Source organism: Natrinema sp. CBA1119 (genome assembly GCF_002572525.1).
Taxonomy (GTDB): Archaea; Halobacteriota; Halobacteria; order Halobacteriales; family Natrialbaceae; genus Natrinema.
Genome location: NZ_PDBS01000001.1, coordinates 2,269,197 through 2,288,495, shown reverse-complemented (window position 1 = coordinate 2,288,495; position 19,299 = coordinate 2,269,197). Strand labels below are relative to the sequence as shown.

At 66.1% G+C, this 19,299-nt stretch carries 23 protein-coding genes and 1 pseudogene; 11 read left to right on the top strand and 13 right to left on the bottom strand.

What is annotated here, in order from left to right; all coding sequences use genetic code 11:
• Window positions 1-5: 5 nt before the first annotated feature.
• Together CP556_RS11235 and hemA are read left to right on the top strand one after the other, a co-directional pair.
• Window positions 6-662, top strand: a complete 657-nt coding sequence (locus CP556_RS11235; protein WP_098725700.1) for a precorrin-2 dehydrogenase/sirohydrochlorin ferrochelatase family protein — start codon at window positions 6-8, stop codon at window positions 660-662.
• Complete coding sequence (hemA, locus tag CP556_RS11230) at window positions 662-2,020, top strand: glutamyl-tRNA reductase (protein WP_098727372.1); 1,359 nt, start codon at window positions 662-664, stop codon at window positions 2,018-2,020. Before CP556_RS11235 ends, hemA begins: the two co-directional genes overlap by 1 nt.
• Before the next feature lie 220 nt (window positions 2,021-2,240).
• On the opposite strand, the gene CP556_RS11225 is transcribed toward hemA, so the two are convergent.
• Window positions 2,241-2,573, bottom strand: a complete 333-nt coding sequence (locus tag CP556_RS11225; protein ID WP_098725699.1) for a hypothetical protein — start codon at window positions 2,571-2,573, stop codon at window positions 2,241-2,243.
• 149 nt (window positions 2,574-2,722) lie between these two features.
• Here CP556_RS11225 and CP556_RS11220 point away from each other — a divergent pair, with 149 nt between their 5' ends.
• Window positions 2,723-2,983, top strand: a complete 261-nt coding sequence (locus CP556_RS11220) for a glutathione S-transferase N-terminal domain-containing protein (RefSeq protein ID WP_098725698.1) — start codon at window positions 2,723-2,725, stop codon at window positions 2,981-2,983.
• A gap of 29 nt (window positions 2,984-3,012) precedes the next feature.
• On the opposite strand, the gene CP556_RS11215 is transcribed toward CP556_RS11220, so the two are convergent.
• From CP556_RS11215 to CP556_RS11195, 5 genes are all read right to left on the bottom strand, one after another.
• Window positions 3,013-3,210: a hypothetical protein gene (locus tag CP556_RS11215; RefSeq protein ID WP_098725697.1), complete on the bottom strand. Its 198-nt coding sequence runs from the start codon at window positions 3,208-3,210 to the stop codon at window positions 3,013-3,015.
• A gap of 213 nt (window positions 3,211-3,423) precedes the next feature.
• Entirely contained in the window at window positions 3,424-4,092 is a 669-nt protein-coding gene (locus CP556_RS11210; protein ID WP_098725696.1) for an HAD family hydrolase, read from the bottom strand.
• Window positions 4,093-4,195: 103 nt separating this feature from the next.
• Window positions 4,196-5,185, bottom strand: a complete 990-nt coding sequence (locus CP556_RS11205; protein WP_098725695.1) for an ABC transporter substrate-binding protein — start codon at window positions 5,183-5,185, stop codon at window positions 4,196-4,198.
• Complete coding sequence (locus CP556_RS11200; RefSeq protein WP_098725694.1) at window positions 5,182-6,222, bottom strand: ABC transporter substrate-binding protein; 1,041 nt, start codon at window positions 6,220-6,222, stop codon at window positions 5,182-5,184. Before CP556_RS11200 ends, CP556_RS11205 begins: the two co-directional genes overlap by 4 nt.
• 46 nt (window positions 6,223-6,268) lie before the next feature.
• Window positions 6,269-7,162 (bottom strand): ABC transporter substrate-binding protein, encoded by an 894-nt coding sequence (locus CP556_RS11195; protein WP_098725693.1) that lies wholly within the window; start codon window positions 7,160-7,162, stop codon window positions 6,269-6,271.
• An 83-nt stretch (window positions 7,163-7,245) separates the two neighbouring features.
• On the opposite strand from CP556_RS11195, the gene CP556_RS11190 reads away from it, so the two are divergent.
• On the top strand, window positions 7,246-7,614 hold the full coding sequence (locus CP556_RS11190) for a cupin domain-containing protein (protein ID WP_098725692.1): 369 nt from the start codon (window positions 7,246-7,248) through the stop codon (window positions 7,612-7,614).
• Window positions 7,615-7,743: 129 nt separating this feature from the next.
• Window positions 7,744-8,172, top strand: coding sequence for a VOC family protein (locus tag CP556_RS11185; protein ID WP_098725691.1), 429 nt, complete (start codon window positions 7,744-7,746; stop codon window positions 8,170-8,172).
• Between the two features lie 78 nt (window positions 8,173-8,250).
• Here CP556_RS11185 and lwrS read toward each other — a convergent pair whose 3' ends face one another.
• From lwrS to CP556_RS11165, 4 genes and pseudogenes are all read right to left on the bottom strand, one after another.
• Window positions 8,251-8,643 (bottom strand): LWR-salt protein, encoded by a 393-nt coding sequence (lwrS, locus tag CP556_RS11180; RefSeq protein ID WP_098725690.1) that lies wholly within the window; start codon window positions 8,641-8,643, stop codon window positions 8,251-8,253.
• 18 nt (window positions 8,644-8,661) lie between these two features.
• Window positions 8,662-8,943 (bottom strand): 4a-hydroxytetrahydrobiopterin dehydratase, encoded by a 282-nt coding sequence (locus CP556_RS11175; protein WP_098727371.1) that lies wholly within the window; start codon window positions 8,941-8,943, stop codon window positions 8,662-8,664.
• Between the two features lie 98 nt (window positions 8,944-9,041).
• Window positions 9,042-9,701 carry a helix-turn-helix domain-containing protein gene (locus tag CP556_RS11170; protein ID WP_098725689.1) on the bottom strand — a complete coding sequence of 220 codons (660 nt, stop codon included), beginning with the start codon at window positions 9,699-9,701 and terminating at the stop codon, window positions 9,042-9,044.
• A 183-nt stretch (window positions 9,702-9,884) separates the two neighbouring features.
• Window positions 9,885-10,025 (bottom strand): annotated as a pseudogene (locus CP556_RS11165) (IS6 family transposase); the annotation flags it as partial.
• A 109-nt stretch (window positions 10,026-10,134) separates the two neighbouring features.
• On the opposite strand from CP556_RS11165, the gene CP556_RS11160 reads away from it, so the two are divergent.
• From CP556_RS11160 to CP556_RS11150, 3 genes are all read left to right on the top strand, one after another.
• A complete protein-coding gene (locus CP556_RS11160; RefSeq protein ID WP_098725688.1) occupies window positions 10,135-10,551 on the top strand; it encodes a hypothetical protein in 417 nt (138 codons plus the stop codon).
• Window positions 10,552-10,732: 181 nt separating this feature from the next.
• Window positions 10,733-12,088 (top strand): TIGR00341 family protein, encoded by a 1,356-nt coding sequence (locus tag CP556_RS11155; RefSeq protein ID WP_098725687.1) that lies wholly within the window; start codon window positions 10,733-10,735, stop codon window positions 12,086-12,088.
• A 23-nt stretch (window positions 12,089-12,111) separates the two neighbouring features.
• A complete protein-coding gene (locus tag CP556_RS11150; RefSeq protein ID WP_098725686.1) occupies window positions 12,112-12,384 on the top strand; it encodes a hypothetical protein in 273 nt (90 codons plus the stop codon).
• A 282-nt stretch (window positions 12,385-12,666) separates the two neighbouring features.
• Here CP556_RS11150 and CP556_RS11140 read toward each other — a convergent pair whose 3' ends face one another.
• The 3 genes from CP556_RS11140 to CP556_RS11130 form a co-directional block, all read right to left on the bottom strand.
• Window positions 12,667-14,103, bottom strand: a complete 1,437-nt coding sequence (locus tag CP556_RS11140) for an MATE family efflux transporter (protein WP_098725685.1) — start codon at window positions 14,101-14,103, stop codon at window positions 12,667-12,669.
• A gap of 95 nt (window positions 14,104-14,198) precedes the next feature.
• Window positions 14,199-15,290: a geranylgeranyl reductase family protein gene (locus tag CP556_RS11135; RefSeq protein ID WP_098727370.1), complete on the bottom strand. Its 1,092-nt coding sequence runs from the start codon at window positions 15,288-15,290 to the stop codon at window positions 14,199-14,201.
• Between the two features lie 130 nt (window positions 15,291-15,420).
• Entirely contained in the window at window positions 15,421-15,603 is a 183-nt protein-coding gene (locus CP556_RS11130; RefSeq protein WP_141551666.1) for a hypothetical protein, read from the bottom strand.
• Window positions 15,604-15,748: 145 nt separating this feature from the next.
• Between CP556_RS11130 and CP556_RS11125 the strand changes: the two genes are divergently transcribed.
• From CP556_RS11125 to CP556_RS11115, 3 genes are all read left to right on the top strand, one after another.
• The gene (locus CP556_RS11125) at window positions 15,749-16,573 is read left to right on the top strand and encodes a cyclase family protein (RefSeq protein ID WP_098727369.1); all 825 of its coding nucleotides are present in this window, start codon (window positions 15,749-15,751) and stop codon (window positions 16,571-16,573) included.
• Window positions 16,570-17,565 (top strand): fumarylacetoacetate hydrolase family protein, encoded by a 996-nt coding sequence (locus CP556_RS11120; RefSeq protein WP_098725683.1) that lies wholly within the window; start codon window positions 16,570-16,572, stop codon window positions 17,563-17,565. Before CP556_RS11125 ends, CP556_RS11120 begins: the two co-directional genes overlap by 4 nt.
• A gap of 151 nt (window positions 17,566-17,716) precedes the next feature.
• The gene (locus CP556_RS11115; RefSeq protein WP_098725682.1) at window positions 17,717-19,051 is read left to right on the top strand and encodes a hypothetical protein; all 1,335 of its coding nucleotides are present in this window, start codon (window positions 17,717-17,719) and stop codon (window positions 19,049-19,051) included.
• Window positions 19,052-19,299: the final 248 nt, after the last annotated feature.

The window sequence follows — 19,299 nt, the reverse complement described above, 5'->3', positions numbered from 1 at the left end:
ACACGATGATTCCACTCTTACACGATTTCACGAACGCGACGGTGCTCGTCTTTGGCGGCGGCCCCGTCGGTGCCCGGAAGGCCCGGCGGTTCGCCCGCGAAGCGCGGGTACTCGTCGTCAGTCCCGACTTCGCCGACCGGGACTTCGGCGGAGCCGAGCTGATCCGCGCCGCGCCCGGCCCCGACGATATCGCGGGGTGGCTCGAGCGCGCCGCGCCCGCCCTGATCGTCGCGGCGACGGACGACGAGGGGATCAACGAGGCCGTCACCGAGGCGGCCCGCCAGCGAGGCATCCTCATCAATCGGGCGGATCGGTCGGGCGAACGCGATCCCGGTAGCGTCGTTGTTCCCGCGACAGTCCGCGAGGAGCCGGTAACCGTCGCGGTCGCGACCGGTGGCACGGCACCCGCGCTGAGCAAGTACCTTCGGCAGGAACTTGAGGAGACCCTCGACGGGGCCGGCGAAATGGCCCGAGTCTGTGCGGGATTGCGCGAGGAACTCAAAGCGCGCGACGTGCCGGCCAACCGACGCCGACGGGTCGTCACCGACGTCGTCAATTCTCCGGATCTTTGGACAGCTTTACGTACGGGTACTTCCAACTGTCCGCAAGTGATCGAGGACGTGCTCGGCGAACAACCGTCTACTGGGAGTGATCAGCCGTGATTTCGACCGGGGTCGTTACGGCAGCGCGGGTGACACACGACAGCGGTAGCGTCGACCAACTCGCCGCCGCCAGCCCCGAGAATCAGGAGGCCGCCGTGACGGAGCTGCTGACCGTGCCCGACATCGAAGAGGCGTACGTCCTTTCGACGTGTAACAGAGTAGAGGCGTACGTCGTCGGGTCGGACCACACTGTCGGCCGGGCCGCACTCGCGGAGTTTTTCGCCGCGATCGACAACGAGGCCGTCGTCACCACCGACCACGACGAGAGCCTGCGGCACCTGCTGCGAGTCGCCGCCGGCCTCGAGTCGGTGATCCTCGGCGAGGACCAGATCATCGGCCAGGTCCGGACCGCCTACGAGGACGCCCGCGACGCCGGCGGCATCGGCTCGATGCTCGAGGCCGCCGTCACGAAGGCCATCCACGTCGGCGAGCGCGCCCGCACCGAGACGGCGATCAACGAGGGCGTCGTCTCGCTGGGCTCGGCCGCGACGCGACGGGCCGCCCGGGAGATTCCGCTCGAGGGAGCGACCGCGCTGGTCGTCGGAGCCGGCGAGATGGGACAACTCGCCGCTCGCAGTCTCGCGACCGCCAGCGTCGACGAACTCATCGTCGTCAACCGGACCGTCGCCCACGCCGCCCACCTCGTCGACGATATCGCGGATGAGACCGATGCCACCGCCGCGCCGCTGGAGGCGCTCGATACCGTCGCGACCCGCGCCGACGTCGTCGTCACGGCAACCGGCAGCGAGGAGCCGATACTCGAGCCCCAACATTTCGAGGGGCAGGCAAGTGAACAGGTAATCGTCGATCTCGGGCAGCCTCGCGATGTCGCACCGGCGACCGCCACGCTGCCCGCGGTGCGGATCTTCGATCTGGACGACCTCGAGTCGATCACCGCGGAGACCCGTGACCAGCGAGCCGACGCGGCTCGCGAGGTCGAATCGATGATCGACCGGGAGTTCGACCTGCTCACGGAGCAGTACAAGCGCGCCCGCGCCGACGAGGCCATCGCCGCGATGTACGAGTCCGCCGAGCGGATCAAGGAACGAGAGGTCGAGACGGCCCTCTCGCACCTCGAGGGTGACGAGGGGTCCGACGAGCACCGCGAAGTCGTCGAGGCGATGGCCGACTCGCTGGTCAATCAGTTGCTCGCACCGCCGACCAAGAGCCTGCGGGAGGCGGCGGCGGAAGACGACTGGAGCACCATCCATACCGCGCTCCAACTGTTCGATCCGGAGTTCGGCGCGAACGACGGGCCGATCGCGCCGCCATCGATGGCTGCCGCCGTCACCGGCGACGCGACGACCGGTGACACGACGACCGGTGACGCGAGTCTCGGCGCGACCGACGACGACTGACGACGCGGCGGAGTTCCATCGAAGTCTCTCGAGTGCGTTTTCCGGTTCAAAGTAGCCACCGTCAAACTATAGCAGCCACTGAAACGATTCACACACTGATCGGACAGCTGTCAGTCGATCAGGCGTGCAATGACTTTCAGTGGCTACTATAGCGACGGTCACTCGACAGCGTCCGCGAAACCCCTACCCGGATCGTCTCCCGTCGGGAGACGCGACCCCGTTACCGGTTCGGCGCGCCGTACTCGACGTGGACCGTCGGGACGCTCGCGGAGTCGGGCACTTCGTTGCCGTTCCAGTCGACGAGTCGGACGTTCGCCATCTCGCCGGAGAAGCGAAACCGCTGGACGCCGACATCGATTGCCCCCTCCGCGACGCTCCCCGAGAGGACGGTTCCCTCGGCCATCGGATCGTCCGCCAGCATCTCGAGGTCACCATCGACGGCGATCTCGTAGTTCGAGGGGACTCCTCGACCGACGATCGTGACGAGGTTCGGCAATTGTGTGTCGTTCGCAGCGTTGGTAGTCCGGTTTTGTACCGGCGTGTCGCGTGCCATGCACCGATAACCAGAGCATCCCGGCATAAGCTTTCCTGTCGATTAAATGGTAAGAATACATGAATGCGACTCCGTAACTCGCCGACGATTCGTCAGTGGCTGCGCGGCCACCGTTTACGGAGAGCGGTGGTGTGGTCACCGTACGCAGGATGCTCGCGCTCTATCAGGCGGAGGACTGTCCACACAGCGTGGACGTCCGCGAGAAGCTGACGGCTCTCGGCGGTTCGTACGTGACTCACAACCCCCGCCGACCCGGCGGCAACCGCGAGGTGCTCAACGAGTGGCGTCACGGGGCGATGATCGGTCTGGGCGGCGAGGACCCGATTCCGTTCCTCGTCGACACCGACCGCGAGGAATCGCGCTACGAGAGCGACGAGATCGTCGACTACCTCGAGAAACACTACGGGTGAGCCACGGCGAGACGCCGGCCGCTCGGTTCTCAGTCGCTCGAGGGAACGAGGTCGCGAACGAATATCTCGCCGGCGACGTCGGGAATTGTCGGGCGGACAACCGATTCGCTCGAGTCGATCGCGTGTCCCGTCTCGACGTGATGCTCGATCGCCGCCCGCGAGCGGTCGCGCTGTGACGGTTCGCTGGCGGCGTTTAGATGCCAGTCGCAGTCGAGGCAGTACTTCATCGTAACTCCGTCTCCGACTGGACCGTTGAATTCTTTGTGGTCTTACCGACATCCCCACTGTCGGTCCCGAGCGAGATCCGGCCGTCGCTCTCGACGTGCGTGAAATCTGCCTCGATTCGCCGCCTGCAGGAGAGAGAGGATATCGTGATCCGTGCTCTCAATTTTCACACGTTCTCTCAGACGCCCACTGGAACGGGTGCTCGCCGTGAAACGTCAGTCGGTCGCCGATCGATGCGGTCCATCGAACCCCAGTTCGTCGAACGAGCGGACGCGGTGATCGCCGAGCACGCACCGGCCCCGCCGCTCGTGGCCGACGCGTTCGACGTGAATCGCGTCGAGTCCGGCGTTCCACGCCGCACCGATGTCGCAAGCACCGTCGCCGGCGAGCACACCCCGGTGGCCGTTGTGAGCAACACCGAGATCGGTCATGACGCGCTCGACAGGGTCCGGGTCGGGCTTCCAGCCCGTCTCCTCGGTACAGCACAGACGCGCGTCGAACCAGTCGCGGATCCCGACGTGTTCCAACACCGGCTCGGTGAGGAACTCCTGACAGTGTGTGACGAGCCCGACCGGTGCCTCGAGGTCGGCGACGAACGCGGCGTCCTCGTGGAGGTAGGTCTGTTCGGCCCGCACCAGCGGGTCCTCCTCGTCGTGGAAGACCTCCCAGAACGCCTGCGGGTCGACCCCCCACTCCTCGAGCTGGCGATCCCGGGAGCCAGTCAGGCCGCTCCAGAGGATGTCGGCCTCCCGGTCGGTGAACTCCCGCCCCAGCCGGTCGCCGACCCGGTCGAACACCTCGCGGGTGTAAGACCACTCGACGTCGACGAGGGTCCCATCGAGGTCCAGCAGCCAGAAGTCGTACTCGGATTGCTCGAGGGCCATTCGGACACAGATATACGGGGTTCTCCAGTAAATGCCTGTCGACCGTCGCGGAACGGCCACTGATGGAGAACACGGCCGATCGCGGCGGAAATCGGAGACGCGATCACTCCGCTGTCGGCCGGACCCGGTCGGCGTACTCGGCGACGATCGGCTCGTCGGCGGGCCGAAACTCGTCGGTCCACACGGCGTCTGGATCGATCGCTCCCTCGAGCAGTGCCGTCTCCGAGAGCGTCTCCCCGAGTCGCCGCCAGCGGGCCGGATCCTGCACACCCCAGCCGTGATCCTGAGCATACGGCGTGAACTGCAGTCGGTTCGCGGCGGTTTCGAACTTGCGCCGTTCGATCTCTCGATTGCGCTCGAGCGTGGCGTTCCGGTCGACGAGCACGTCGATCGCGCGCTCGGGGTCGCGAGTCGCGGCAGCCCAGCCGCGCGCGGTCGCCCGCAGGAACGACCGAATCGTCTCCGGGTTCTCGTCCGCGAACTCGTGGCCGGTGACGAGCGTCATCCCGTAGATATCAAGATAGTCGCCGATCGGGAGTTCGTCGGCCGTCCGATCGTGTTTCCGGCCGATCTCGATCCCGTTCGTGACGACGCCGACCGCCGCGTCGACCGTCCCGTCGACCACCTTGTGCTGGACGCGGTGGTGCGTGTGCGGGTCGACCTCGAGGAGTTCGACCTCGTCGCGGATGCCCGCGTTCGCGAGCAGCTGAGCGGTGAGGATCCGCGTCTTCGTGGCGGAGGGCGCAACCGTTCGGCCCGCGAGCTGTTCGGGTTCGGTGAGTTCCTCGCCAAAGACGTCCCGCAGGGTGTAGACGGCCGCTGGCGTCTTCTGGGTCACCGCCGCGACCGCGAGCGGCTCGAGTCCTTCGCTTTGTTTCGCCAACACGGCGCTCGCGCCGGCGAGCGCGATATCGCTCTCGCCGCGAGCGGCGCGTTCGACCGCGAAGGGCGAGCCGTGTCCCTCGACGAACTCGACCTCGAGGCCCTCCGCCTCGTAGAACCCCGCTTCGCGGGCGAGGAAGTACGGCGACTGGAAGCCGTTGGGTTCCCAGTTGAGTTGGAACGAGATGGGCTCGCTGTCCGTCGCAGTCATGCATCCACCTCGAGTTCCGGCCGGAACAGTCCGTCCGGGAGTTCGTCGACGCCGAGCGCGTCCGCGCCGGCGACCGCGCGCAGGTCGTCGAACAGCCGCTCCATCCCCTCGACCGTCGACTCGTCCCAGTCGGGAACGACCATCTCCCGCCACCGATCGCGGACGGCTCGGATGACCGTGGGGTCGTCCTCGTACATGAGTTGTGCGCCGATCTCGTCCCAGAGTTCGTCGTCGCGTTGCAGTCGCTCGACGGCGTCCTGAAACGCGCTCTGAAACCCGCGGACAGCATCGGGATGGTTGGCCAGATATCCCTCACTCGTCAGGAACGTCGAGACCGGAATCGGGCGATCGCCGTCGGTGTCAGTGTCGATGTCGGTGTCGGTACCGCCGTCCGCGAGGCGGTCTACCAGCCGCGACATCGGCAGCACCTCGCGGTAGGGTCCGGTCTCGACGATCTCCGGGATAATCTGCCAGAACTGAAGGATTGCGTCGACCTCGCTCTCCTCGAGCAGCCGGGTGAGTTCGACCTTCGAACCGGCTTCGACCGGCGTCGTCGTCTCGTCCGGATCGAAGCCGTGGAACTCCCGACAGGCCGCCCGGACGAGGATCCAGTTCTTGTCGAGGCGTCTGACGACGCCGATCCGGTGGCCCGAGAGATCCGCGAGCCCGTCGATCGGCGAGTCGTCGGGGACGACCAGCCCGCCGACGGTCTGGCCGTAGGGGTGGAAGGCGACGATCGGCGCGCCGTCGGCGCGCTCGCGGGCCGTCGAGATGTAGTCGATGTCGATCAGGTCGGCGTCGCCGTCCTGGAGTTTCGCCTCGACGGTCTCGCGGCCCGCCTCGAGTTCGTCGGAGACGAGTTGCAGGTCGAGGTGAAAGCCGTGGTCGTGGTCGTAGCCGAACCGTTTGATCGTATAGAGCATGTACCGCGGGCTACCGTTGTGTTCGAACCGCGCCCGCAGAACGGGACGGTCGTCGGGGTCGCTCTGGAACTCGTCGATCGCGGCCTGTTGGGAACTGATGTCGATATCGGTCATGGTGGAGTCTGGATGGAGGTGGCGCTTGGGGCGTCTCGATGCGCGATCACAGCGGCGCGACGATGTCGTCGATCGTCGCGTCCTCGCCGATCAATCCGCGGGCCTGCATCCACTCGAGGTGGTCGTCGAGTTCCCCGCGGTCGGCGGGCTCGGGGACCTCGTACTCGGGCACGTCGATCTCTTCGCGGACGGCGTCGACGTCGATCTCGTCGAACAGGTCTGGCGCGACCGCCGCGTCGGCCTCGAGCAACTCGAGATACGTCCCGCGGAAGGCGTCGGGATCGGCGTTGATGTCGTCGACCGCGCGGCCGTAGGCCCGCAGGAACGCCTCGAGCAGGTCACGATCGATTTCGGCGCTGCCGACGATACCCATGTGGTTGTCGTACTCGAGGAGCCGTCGGAAACCGAGGTGGTCGGCGAGGGTACTGTGGGGGTCGATGAGCGTCACGGCGTCGACGCGCCCCTCGCGAAGGGCCTGCAGCCTGTCGGTCGGCATTCCGCAGCCGACGAGGTCGATCTCGTCGGGCGGGACGTGTTCCTCGAGAGCCTTTCGCGCGGTATACTCCTGCCCGGTTCGCAAGTTGACACCGACGGGGACCTCCGCGAGGTCGGCCGGGGTCTCGAGGTCGGAGTCCGGTCGCGTGAAGACGGTGTACGGAAGGTTCGCGAAGGTGCCGTTTGCGACGATGCGGCCGTCGCCCATCTCCCACGTCCGGCGGATGCTCTCCCACTTGCAGATCGGGTAGAGATCTACGTCGTAATCGTCCGTCAGCGTTTCCTCCGCGGGGATATACTTGACTTCGACGTCGCGTCTATCCCGTTCGACCAGTTCGACCGCGAGACCCTCATCGCGGAAGTAGCCCGCTTCGGCCGCCACCCGCTGGGGCAGCATGAACGAGAACGGGAGGTGAAACAGCCTGATGGATTGGTGTGTCAACATGTGTCAACCGACACCGCTGAGGTGCTTAAAGCGTTTTCACGATACGTTTATCAGTGATGGCGTGGGGAGTGTTGCCTGCTCACATGGAGAAACGATCGACGGACCGGGCGGCGTTCGAGGAGGTCGCTGACGGCGTCCACCTCGCGGCGCTCCCCGCCGGAGACCGAGCGGGCATGGTCTACTGGCGGATCGAAGCCGGAGCGACGCTACCGGTCCACGCGCACGACAACGAACAGATCGGGTTCGTCCTCGAGGGGGAACTCACCGCAATCGTCGAGGGCGAGGAGTACCCGCTCACGGCCGGCGACGCGTATCGATTCGCGAGCAACGAACGCCACGGCGCGGAAAATCGGGATCGCGAGGATGCGCTCGGCCTCGGGGTCCTCGCGCCGCCGCGGGAGGAACCGGAGTGGCGGCAGACGCCGTCGCCCTCGCGGGTCGATCGTTCCTGAGGGGCGTCCGCTCGTTGCAAACTCGCTCGAGGCCGAACGGTGCGGACCGCTGCAGTCGATACTCGCTCGAGGCCGGTCGACGCTGCTGCCACGGCTAGCCTCATGTCCCCTCCCGTGGTACTTCACGACATGGACGCTGTCGATCACATCAACGTCGACGTCGACGCGCTCGAGCCCTGTTACGAGTTCTACCGCGATGTCCTCGATCTCGAACTGGTCAGACCACCCGACGATTTCCAGGGTGCACACGCGATGTTTCGGGCCGGCGAGACGGTCGTGACGCTGGCCGAAACCGGCCGCGCCGAGAACTGGGATGAGCGTGGGCTCGATCACCCGCTCGACAAGGCCCACCTCGCGTTCGCAACCGATCGCGGGCCCTACGAGTCGCTGATGGCCGACCTCGAGGGACAGTTCCCGAAGCAAGGACCCTACGACTGGGGGGAGTTCGAGGGCTTTTACTTCCTCGACCCGGACGGCAACCTCCTCGAGGTCGTCACGTACGATTCACCCGAGGACGAACGAACGCGCCCGTTGCTGACGCACGACGATGTCGAGTAACGAGTGGCTGTACCCCTCGAGTGACTGCGGATTTCGAGTCTCGCGCGCCGGACGGAACGCGGTCAACTCGCGGCGCGGTCACGACGCATCCGTCACTCGAACGCTCGAACCCAGATACTTCGACAACACCTCGGAGACATCATCGGCGTTGAACGCCTCGAGATCCGCCTCGATCTCCGATTGCAGCGCCTCGAGATAGTCCTCGTCGGCCTGCAGTTCGCGGAAGTCGACCGATTCGACGGTCCGCTCGGGAACGCCGAGCCACTCCGCGGCGAGCCGGCGGGCGTAGTCCTCGTCGGATACCTCGCCGCGCCACAGCGTATTCCGGAAAAACAGCCAGCCCTCGGTACCCGGCTCCGGGGCCCCGCGAAAGAGCGTGACCGTCGTCTCGGCGCTGCTCGGCTCGAGGGAGACGTTCTCCTGGGCGGGCTCGAGTCGGACACGCACGCGGAAGACGTAGCGGGCGTCCATCGTGTGGGTATTGCGATTTCAGTCGCCGCGTTCGGACTCGATCAGTTCGGCCATCTCGATGTCATCGTCGGTGATGCCGCCTTCCTCGTGGGATGTCAACCGGATCTCGACGCCGGCGTAGCGAATGATGATCTCGGGGTGGTGAAACTGCGCTTCGGCGATCTCGCCGACCATCTGTGCGAAGTTGACGCCGCGAAGATAGTCGTCGAACTCGTACACACGAACGATCTCGTCGCCCTCGCGGTTCCAGTCGTCGGGGAGTTGCGTCTCGATCTCCTCGTCGGAAAGCAGGTTAGTCATGTGGTAGCGAACGCAAGCCACCCAAATAATGATTGTGCCGCGTTCCCATTCGGCCGCCGCCTCGCGATCACAATCCGTCGCGGCCGATCGACTGGCGATCACTCGAGCTGTGACTCCTCTCCCGCGGGCTGGAGTTCGGCGTCGACCAGCGTCTCGTAGGCCCGCCGGAACCGCTCGGAGAGCGCCTGATGGGAGATTCCGAGCTCCTCGGCCAACTCCTCCATCGACACCCCGCGGGGAATCTCGAAGTAGCCGTACTCGAGTGCGGCCTCGAGGGCTTCCTGCTGTTCGGGCGTCAGCCGCGTCTCGCGGCGGTCGGCGTCGGTCACGTCGGTCACGCGCCGGAGGTCGGCGTTGATTCCACGGCCGACCAGCCGCTCGTAGGCCTCGGTGAGCAGGTCGCGGTCGCGGTACCGGACCGTCACCTGCCACCAGCCGTCGGTCGCCCGCGCCTCGAGCAGCGAGCCGCCGTCGAGAAGCAGGTCGTTCCAGAGGATCTCGGTCCCCGTTTCCTCCGCGAAGGTCACGTCGTACAGCAGTCTCGAGTCCGTCTCGACGAGGAGTTCCGCTGCCTCGACCGAGGGGTCGGCCGCGAACGCGTCGTCGACCGTCTCGCGATCGACGCCGGCGACCCACAGCGACGGGCGCGTCTTCGATACCGAGGACTCGAGTTCGAACGTGGCCGCCGGCGCGCGCTCGAAGGCGGTTGCCAACGCCGTTTCCGCCGCCGGCAGTCGAAGGTCGGCTATCGTCGACATCGGGCTTCGTACACCACCGCCGCGTAAAAACCGCTGTTGTGGCGCAACTGACTGTCTAATTCGATGATATCGATCCGAGGAAGACGTGACTCGAGGCGAGACCGCTCAGCCCCATCGACCTACACGATACTCCGGACTGGGGAACCGGCGTGCGGTGGCGCGCGCTGCGTCGGTAGTGTTAACTTAGATATGATTCCACCAGACGGCGTGGACCTGAAGCCAGGTGTCTGCGGTAGCTGGATCGACGTGGCTGAAACAGTTTGAGAACGAAGAGGCTCGTCGTTCTACCTCACGAAAGATACGTTCGACCTGATTTCTATAGCCCTGATTTATCGAGTCAGTACTGTCTGTCGGATAGACATCATACCCACTACTCTCGAGTCCCGGAACTGGCCGGCCACACCGTCAAGGCTCGCGGTCACCGAACGCGAGTATGCCAACACGCCTCGACGCCGAGACCGACTTCGAGGAACTAACTGCCCGCATTCGGACCCAGTCACAGCAAGCGCCCGGCTCGGGCACCGAACGGGTGACGATCCGCTCGCTCGAGGCCGTGAGCTCCGACTCGCTGGCGACCGTACTCGAGGCCGCCGAGAGCGAACACCTCGAGCCGGGGAGCCTCGTCTTCGTCCTCTCGCGGGCCAACGCCGAACGCCTCATCGAACGGGAGTTCGACATCGACGACGTCGCGGAACTCGAGGAAGTGCTCGGGCGGCGGGTCCGCGTCGAGGACGAGATGCCCGACGACACGATTCTGCTGTTGCATCCCGACGCCGTCGACGGCGAGGAACTGGTCGAGCCCGAGGCGATCGCTTGCGGGGTCGTCGGCACCGACGACACGGACGACTGATACGGTTTACTGTACCGATGTACCGGCGCGACCGCGATCTGGCCTGCGGTCGCGCCGGAAATGACGTACAGCAGACCGTATGAGTCGACGGTCCGGGCGACCCACTGATCGACCCCGGCAACCACAGGAACCCGTCCACTGCCGCCCCGAGGACTATCCGCGACTCGAGTGTGGCCCCAGTATGCGCTATCTGGAGATCACGGTGCCGGAGGGGAAGCGACGGGCCGTGCTCGACATCCTCGAGGACGAGGGATTCGACTACGTCGTCAGCGACGAGACCAGCGGCCGGGGGTATGCAGCGGTCGTGCGGTTTCCGATCCCGACGCAGGCGGTCGAACCGCTGCTCGATCGGCTGCAGCGGGCCGGCGTCAGTGACGAGGCCAGCGTCGTCGTGATCAACGCCGAGACGGTCGTCTCCGAGGGGTTCGAGACGCTCCGGGAGCGGTACAGTCGCGGCGGCCAGACGGGCTCACGCACCTCGAGACAGGTGTTGCGCACGAAGGCGGACGAACTCACGCCCCCGTTTGCGATCTACACCGTCATGCTGTTGATCAGCGCGGTCGTCGCCACCGCCGGGTTGCTGGCCGATTCGCCGGCGGTCGTGATCGGGGCGATGGTCATCGCGCCGCTGCTCGGCCCCGCACTGGCCGCCAACGTCGGCATCGTGACCGGTGATGACCGGCTCAAATCGACCGGCTTCAGCTATCAGGTCGTCGGCGTGACGATGGTCGTCGTCGCTTCCATCGCCCTCGCGGTGCTGGCCCGCCTGGCCGGCCTCGAGCCCGCGGGTGTCGACATCGTCGCCGCGACCGAACTCGAGGAGCGGGTCGCTCCCAACCTGTTCTCGCTCGCGGTCGCGCTAGGAGCGGGGATTGCCGGCATTTTGAGCCTCACGCGGGGGTTTTCGGAGGCCATCGTCGGCGTCATGATCGCCGCGGCGCTCATTCCGCCATCGGCCGCGGTCGGCATCACGGTCGCCTGGGGGATGTCGGGCGCGGCGATCGGTGCCGCCGTCCTCGTGATCGTCAACCTCCTGTCGATCAATCTCGCTGCGCTGGGGACGCTGTGGGTCGCGGGCTACCGCCCGCAGGGGCTGTTCGAGGTGTCGCCGACTCGGACGCCGACCTACACGTACGCGGCCGTCTTCGGCGTCGGCCTGCTGGTGCTGACCGCGCCGCTAGCCGGCGTCACCCTGCTGGATTTCCATACGACCGAACTCCAGTCGGCCGCCGAAGACGAGGTCGAGGCGGTCCTCGAGGAGCCCCGATACGCCGCCCTCGAGAGCGACGACGTCGCGGTCGAACTCGACGGCAACTACCCGATCCAGTCGGTCGAGCGGGTCGTCGTTACGGTCTCCGGCCGGGAATCCGGTCCGGAACCGGGGCTGGCAGACCGGCTCTACGAGGAGATCAGACCTCACAGCGACGACTCGCTGATCGTCGAGGTCCAGTACGTCGTTGCCCAGGAGCGCGGTGGAAACGCCGGCGGACGGGAAACGGTCCAGTCTGCGAGCCGACCGCCGGAACAAGACTTATAGTGTAGTTGGCCCAACTATTTCGCATGGGTTACACGCAGTCTCGAGGGCGGTACGTTCCGGCATCGACGTGGTCCTCGCTGAGTTGGTCGACCATGCGGCTGGTGACGACCGTCACGGTGCTCGCGCTCACGGCGTCGATGGCGCTGGCATCGATGGGGATCCCCGAAGACGTCATGCTCGTCGCGCTCGGGACCGTCGCCGTGCTCGCCGTCGGCCTCGCGCTCGTTCGGCTCTTCGTCTACCTCGAGCGAAACGGGGTTCCGCTGTTCGAATCCGACATCGCCGCGACCGCGTAGCGCGACCGACTGACGATCCGTTTTCGAGCCGGTACCGATCGACTGGTCGACGAGGAGCTGTGGGACCGCTACGGCGTCGACCGTTGCCGGGTCGGCGACGGCCGTCTCGAGGCCCGACCGCTGGAGCCCAAACGAGACGTAAATCGTCGTGCACGATTCGATCTGCCCGTCCTGGCCATCCACCGTCTGTGACTCGATCTCGGTCCAGTGATCCCCTCGGGGGTCTCATCCGCGTCCTCGAGCGCGGTCTGGGCTGCGTCCTCCCACGACTCGCTCCTCCGCTCAGCCGGCGTCCGACGACGGCCGGTACCGCCGGCTCACCGCCTTCCAGCGGCCGCTGTGGAACAGCCAATAGTTGATCCCGCCGGGCACGCTCGTCTCGAGGAAGAGCGCCAGATAGAGCCCGCCGACGCCGAGCGGCGTGACTAGTCCGAGCGCGGCCGCCGGGAGCGCGAAGGCGTACCGGCCGAGCAGGGAGGCGACGAACGGCCAGCGGGTGTCGCCGGCACCGAGCAAGGCCCCGGCAGCGGCGCCGTCGATGCCGTAGCCAACCGAACTAACCGCGCCGACGGCGACGAAGACCGCGGCCTGCGTGACCGCCGGGGGATCGCTCACGAACAGCCCCGCGATCGGCCGAGCGAAGATCACGACCAGCGCCCCGATAACGACGTAGAGCACCGTCGAGAGCCGGATGATCGCCGCGCCGTAGGCTCCCGCCTCCCCTTCCTCGTCCGCGCCAAGGTGTTGGCCGACCAGCGAGCTCGCGGCCAGCGACAGCCCCCAGTTGACGCTGTTGATCAGCGCTCGCACCCGTCGGCCGACCTCGAGCGCCGTCACGACGACGGGGCCGAAGGAGGCGGCGATCCACAGCAGCGGGAAGACGACGAGCCCCTGTGCGAGCCGGCGGCCGATCTCCGGCAGCGAGACCTCGATCAATTGCCGCAGCAGCGTCGGCTCGAGCCATGGGCCCGACGGCGTGATCGGGACGGGGCTGGGTTCCATGCCGAGCCGGCCGTACGACCGGCCGAGCATCCCCCACGCCAGGACGACCGTCACGAACCCGCTGGCGAGGGTCGTCCCGACGGCCGCGCCGGCAGCGCCGAGACCGAACCCGAAGATCAGCAGTCCGCTGAGGACGACGTTGAGCACTGCACCGCCGGCGCGGGCGACCATCTCGGTGAACGTGTCGCCGACGCCGGTGTAGGTGCGGCTGGCGATCAGGTTGAGCACTTCGAAGACCACGGCCGGCGCGACGTAGACGAGGTAGATCCGCCCGTGAACGAGCGCATCCGATCCGGATCCGAGCAGACGGATCAGGGGGCCGGGAATGGCGACGAAGAGGATCGCAATCGGGACCGACAGTGCGACGGCGAGGACGACGCTCTGGTTGACGGCCACCGACGCGCGATCGGTCGCCTCGCCGCCGTAGTTCTGCGAGACGAGCGTGACTGTCCCGCCCGCGACCCCGAGCCCCAGCAGCGTAACGATCTGCCAGTAACCTAGCGCGAAGGCCAGTCCCGCGGTGCCGGCCGTCCCGACGGCGGCCCCGACCATCGCGAGGTCGGCCGTCTGCTTGGACATGATCGCGAAGCCGGTGACGATCCGCGGCCAGGCCAGTTCCATCGTCGGGCGAAACCGCTCCCCGTCGATGATTCCGGCCCGCTCGAGGATCGCGGCCACGAACGCGAGCGCGGCTGACCGCCACTGCCGCCCCGTCATCTATCCCTCGTTTCGGGACCGCCGCCTTCGGTCTGTCGACTCCGGTACTCGAGGGGGGTTATCGCTCCGCGGGTCCCGACCGATCTCGAGCGGATCTAGCCGCGGAGCCGCGAGAGCATGGCTTTCAGGTGGGTCGGCGAGACCAGCGACGTCGGTCGGTCCATGTGGACGCCGATCTCGCCCGAGAGCGCTCCGAGGCCGAGCCGTTGGACGGGCTCGGGCAGCGAGTAGGCCCGCCGAATCCAGCGCCCGAGTTCCTGTTCGCGCTCGAGGTCGTCGCGCCAGGCGCGTTCGTAGGTCGCGAGCGTGGTCGGCCGATCGGGATCGATCTCGCGGGCGGCGTGGTCGGCGCTGGTCATGCTATAGAGAATGCCGCCCCCGGTGAAGGGCTTGGTCTGGGCGGCCGCGTCGCCGATGAGGAAGGCCCGGCGGGTCGTCACCCGGTCGGGCGACCCGACCGGGATCGCCCCCGAACAGCGGTGAGAGACGTCGATCTCGTAGCCGTCGATGAGCTCCTCGAAGTGCTTGGTCACCTGCACGCCCGGCGGGGCCGCGAGGCCGTACTCGACGCCGGCGTCGCCGCGGGGGATCCGCCACGCGAAGAAGGTCGGCGGCGTGAGGTGGACGTCGACGAAGTCCTCGTGGTCGTCTTCCTCGGAGAAGGCGAGCACGCCGTGGAGGAACTCCTCGGGCGTGGGAAGTGCGAGTTCGTCCCGCACTCTCGAGCGCGGCCCGTCGCAGCCGGCGACCATCTTCGCCTCGAATTCGACGGTTCCGTCGGGTCCGCTGGCGACGATTTCGACTCGATCCCGGTGTTCGGTGACTGCAGTGACGGTGTGTTCCTCGCGGACGTCCGCACCCGCCTCCCGAGCCAGGTCGGCGAGATGGCGGTCGAGGCCGACGCGGTCGATGACGTTCGACGCGACCTCGTCCTTGTAGAACGGGTAGGCGTCGCTGCCGGGCCCGCCGACGTGGAACCGCGCGCCGTAGATTTCGTTCTGGAACAGTTCCTCTCGAGCGCCGTCGCCGGTGAACTCCCAGATGTCGGTACTGACGTGACCCGAACAGGCGAGTGGCTCGCCGATCTCTCCTTTCTCGAGGGCGAGCACGTCGTAGCCTTCTTCGGCGGCCCGGCGGGCGAAGCGCGCGCCCGGCGGCCCGACGCCGACGACGACGAAATCGTACATGCTCGTCACGTTCACGGCGGAGAGTAAATAGTTACTCGAGACGCGTCGATCGGGATCCCAGTGCCGACGAGGTGTCGATAGCGGCCGCTCGGAGGGGTGGCCGTTAGCCACCCCATTTCCGGCGATTCGCTCACCCCGCGCGTGATTCGGCCGATATCACTTGATACGCTGCGATACCCACGAGGACGACCGACAGCCCCAACGCGGCGTACTGGACGTACCATGCCATCGTATCCAAGAGGAGCAGCCCGACGACGGTGAGCGACATCCCCACGGTGAAAAGAGCGACCCACGACGCGGATTCCGTCTCCATGTCCAAAACCGCACTACTAGGTTCATAATGATTCTTATTTTGTATATGTCTCGCAACAGTAGTGGCCGCGGCCACCGGAACTGGCCGGTCTAGAATCCAGCGGATCGGAGTCACTGTTAACTGGGTTCCCCGAATCGTGGCGACTGTGAGAGACTTGGTAACAGCCGACGAGACCACGCTGATCGACCTGAGCATCGGCCTCGAGGACGGCGTCGCGAGCGAGCCCACGCCGCCGAGCATCGACGCGTTCGACCACGAAGCGGGCGCGGAGCGCCTCGCCGAGACGCTGCAGGCACAGGGGTACGACGTCGAGGCCGACGACTTCCCCGACGGGATGGGACTGGCGTGGGAGGACCTCGAGGTGATTCCCCACGCTGGGACCCATCTCGACGCGCCCTGGCATTACGGCCCCGAGGTCGACGGCGAACCGGCGAAGACGATCGAGGAGATCCCCCTCGAGTGGTGTCGCGGGAACGCGGTCGTGCTCGATTTCCGGTGGATGGACGCCGGCGCGGAGATTTCGGTGAGAGATCTCGAGGACGCCCTCGACGAACTGGACCACGACCTCTCGCCGGGCGAGATCGTCCTGCTCGAGACCGGAGCCGACGAGCTGTGGGGCCGGCCCGAGTACCTGACCGAGTTCCCCGGAATGAGCGCCGAGGGGACGAAGTACCTCGTCGAGCAGGGCGTGAAGGTGATCGGCACGGACGCCTACGGCTTCGACAAACCGTTCGCGGCGATGGGCGAGCGCTACGTCGAATCGGGCGACGAGGACGAACTGTGGCCAGCTCACTTCGCCGGTCGCGAGGTCGAGTACTGCCAGATCGAGAAGATGGCCAACCTCGACGTGCTACCCCGCAGGACCGACGTGCCGATCGTCGCGTTCCCCATCACAATCGAGGGCGGAAGCGCGGGCTGGGTGCGACCGGTCGCCCTTATCGGGGACGAGACGGGAGGTGAGACCGCATGAAACTCGCGACCTTCGAAGTCAATACGCCGGTCGGTCCGGTCGAACGCATCGGTGCCGTCGACGAGTCGAGCGAATCCGACGATACGCCCGCCGGTGACGCGACGCTCGTGGACCTCACCGCCGCCTACGGCGCTGCCCTCGAGACCGAAGGTGAACCCGCACCTGCGGACCTCGCCCGCGCACACGTTCCCCCGGAGATGATCGCCTTTCTCGAGCGCGGCGATCAAGCTATCGCGGACGCCAGGGAAGCGCTCGAGTACGCGGCCGAGACCGACGCGGAGCGCGGTCCCGGCGGTGCGAAGATCCGGTACGAGCCCGGCGAGTACGACCTGCTCGCACCGCTTCCCCGACCGAACTCGCTGCGCGACTGCATGGCGATCGAAGAGCACGTCCAGAACAGCATGGACGGCGAGATCGCCGACGTCTGGTACGAACTCCCGGTCTACTACAAGGGCAACGCCGACAGCGTCGTCGCGCCGGGCGAGACGATCGAGTGGCCAGACTACTCGTCGATCATGGACTACGAACTCGAGATCGCAGCGGTCATCGGGAAGCGGGGCCGGGACATCCCGGCCGAGGAGGCCGAAGCACACATCGCCGGCTACACCGTCTTCAACGATTTCAGCGCCCGCGACATCCAGGGGCGGGAGATGGAGGGGCGATTGGGCCCCGCGAAGGGGAAGGACTTCGCGAACGGGCTCGGCCCCTATTTCGTCCCGCGCGAGGACATCGACGTGCTCGAGGCCCCGATGACCGCCCGAATCGACGGCGAGGTCTGGTCGGAGGGCACCGTCGACGAGATGTACCACTCCTTCGCGGAGATCGTCGAACACGTCTCCCAGTCCGAGACGCTCCACCCCGGCGACGTCATCGGCAGCGGCACTGTCGGCGAGGGCTGTGGGCTGGAACTGGGGAACTGGCTCGAGGACGGCAATACGGTGGCGCTCGAGATCGAGGGGATCGGCACGCTCGAGCACACTGTCGTGGAGTGACGTGCGCGGTCTCGACGGCGTCCGATTCGCCGACGCGCGATCGCTGGGGCGGCCGCGGTTCCGCCGACGGACTGGTATAAAGAGCCCGGGATACGCCAGTCAATAGCTATTACGGGTGATGACATTGCGGTAGATACGACAGTCAGTACCAATGATCGACCGCAGCACCTTCGTGGCCGCGTTCCTCGTCCTCGTGGTCATTGCGAGCCCGCCGGCCGTGGCCTACTCCGGGGCATCGGGCCCGAGTTCGTCGTCGAACGAAGCCGCACAACTGGACGGAGACCCCCTCGAGTCTCTGGCGTGTCTCCCGTCGCCGACGCTCGAGAATATCTCGATGAACGCCTACAAGCAGGAGGCGACGAATCTCCGAACGAAATCGGGGGACGTCTCCGCCACCAGCACCGGCCCGTCCGACGGGCAAGCGACGTTCGGAATCGAATCCGGATTGATCGCCGCGAGCACGATCTGTTTTAGCGGGTCGGATCACGAGAAGGAGAGTATCGAACTCCAACTCAACGATGTCGAGTTCCAGGACACCACACTTACCGGCCCGTGGACTGACGTCGAGTTCGAGCAGGGCGAGGCCGACTCGATGACCGTCGTTCTCTCGCCGGAGGCGGTACTGGAGCTCCTGAAACAGCTCCCCGATTCGATCAACGCGATCAAGACCATCAAAAGTCTGTTCGGACTCGAAGACTACGGGATCGACGAAACGGACCCCGCGGCAAACGAAACCGACGACACTGCTGACAATACGACGGATCCGGACGACGACACCGGAGGCAACACGACGGATCCGGACGACGACACCGGAGGCAACACGACGGATTCGAACGGCGATACAGAGGATAACACGATGAATCCGGACGATGATACTGGGGACAATACAACGGATCCGGACGACGATACCGAGGATAACACCACGGGTTCGGACGGTGATACCGGGGACAACACCACAGATCCGGACGACGACACCGGGGACAATACGACGGATCCGGTCGACGATACCACGAATGAGACGACGGATGCGGTCAACGATACTGTGGATAATACCACGGATTCGGTCGACGACACTGTGGACAATACGACGGATGCGGTCGACGATACCACGAACAATACGACGGACGCGGTTGACGACATGACGAATACCACGACCGATGCAGTCGACGGGACTGTAGACACCACGACGGATGCGGTCGACGATACCACGAACGATACGACGGATGCAATCGACGAGACCGTGGATGACACGGCGCTCGACGAACCCGTAGATAACACGACGGACGCGGTCGACGAAACCGTAGACGGGACTACCGACGCGGTCGACGATACTGTGAACGGGACCACGGACGTTGCCGACGAAACCGTAGACGGAACCACCGATGTAGTCGACGAGACCGCGGACGGGACGACGGGCATAATCGGTGGTATCACAGACGGAACGACAGATGCCATCTCCGCCACGACCGATTCCGCGATCGGCTAGCTCCCGACGGGGGCTGCGACCGATCGTTCCGATAGTCGATCGGAACCCCTAGCCGAAACACGGTGCAGTCGATACCGTTCGGACATCGCTCAGCGCCTCCAACTCCCGATCGGTTCACGATTCGTTCCAGCCGGACCGGTTCGAACAGTGATCACGGCCATGCACCAGTTCCGCCGGCGGTACTCGTTCTATCGTAGCCACTGAAAGTCAAGACACACCTGATCGCGCGACTGCTATGCGATCAGTGT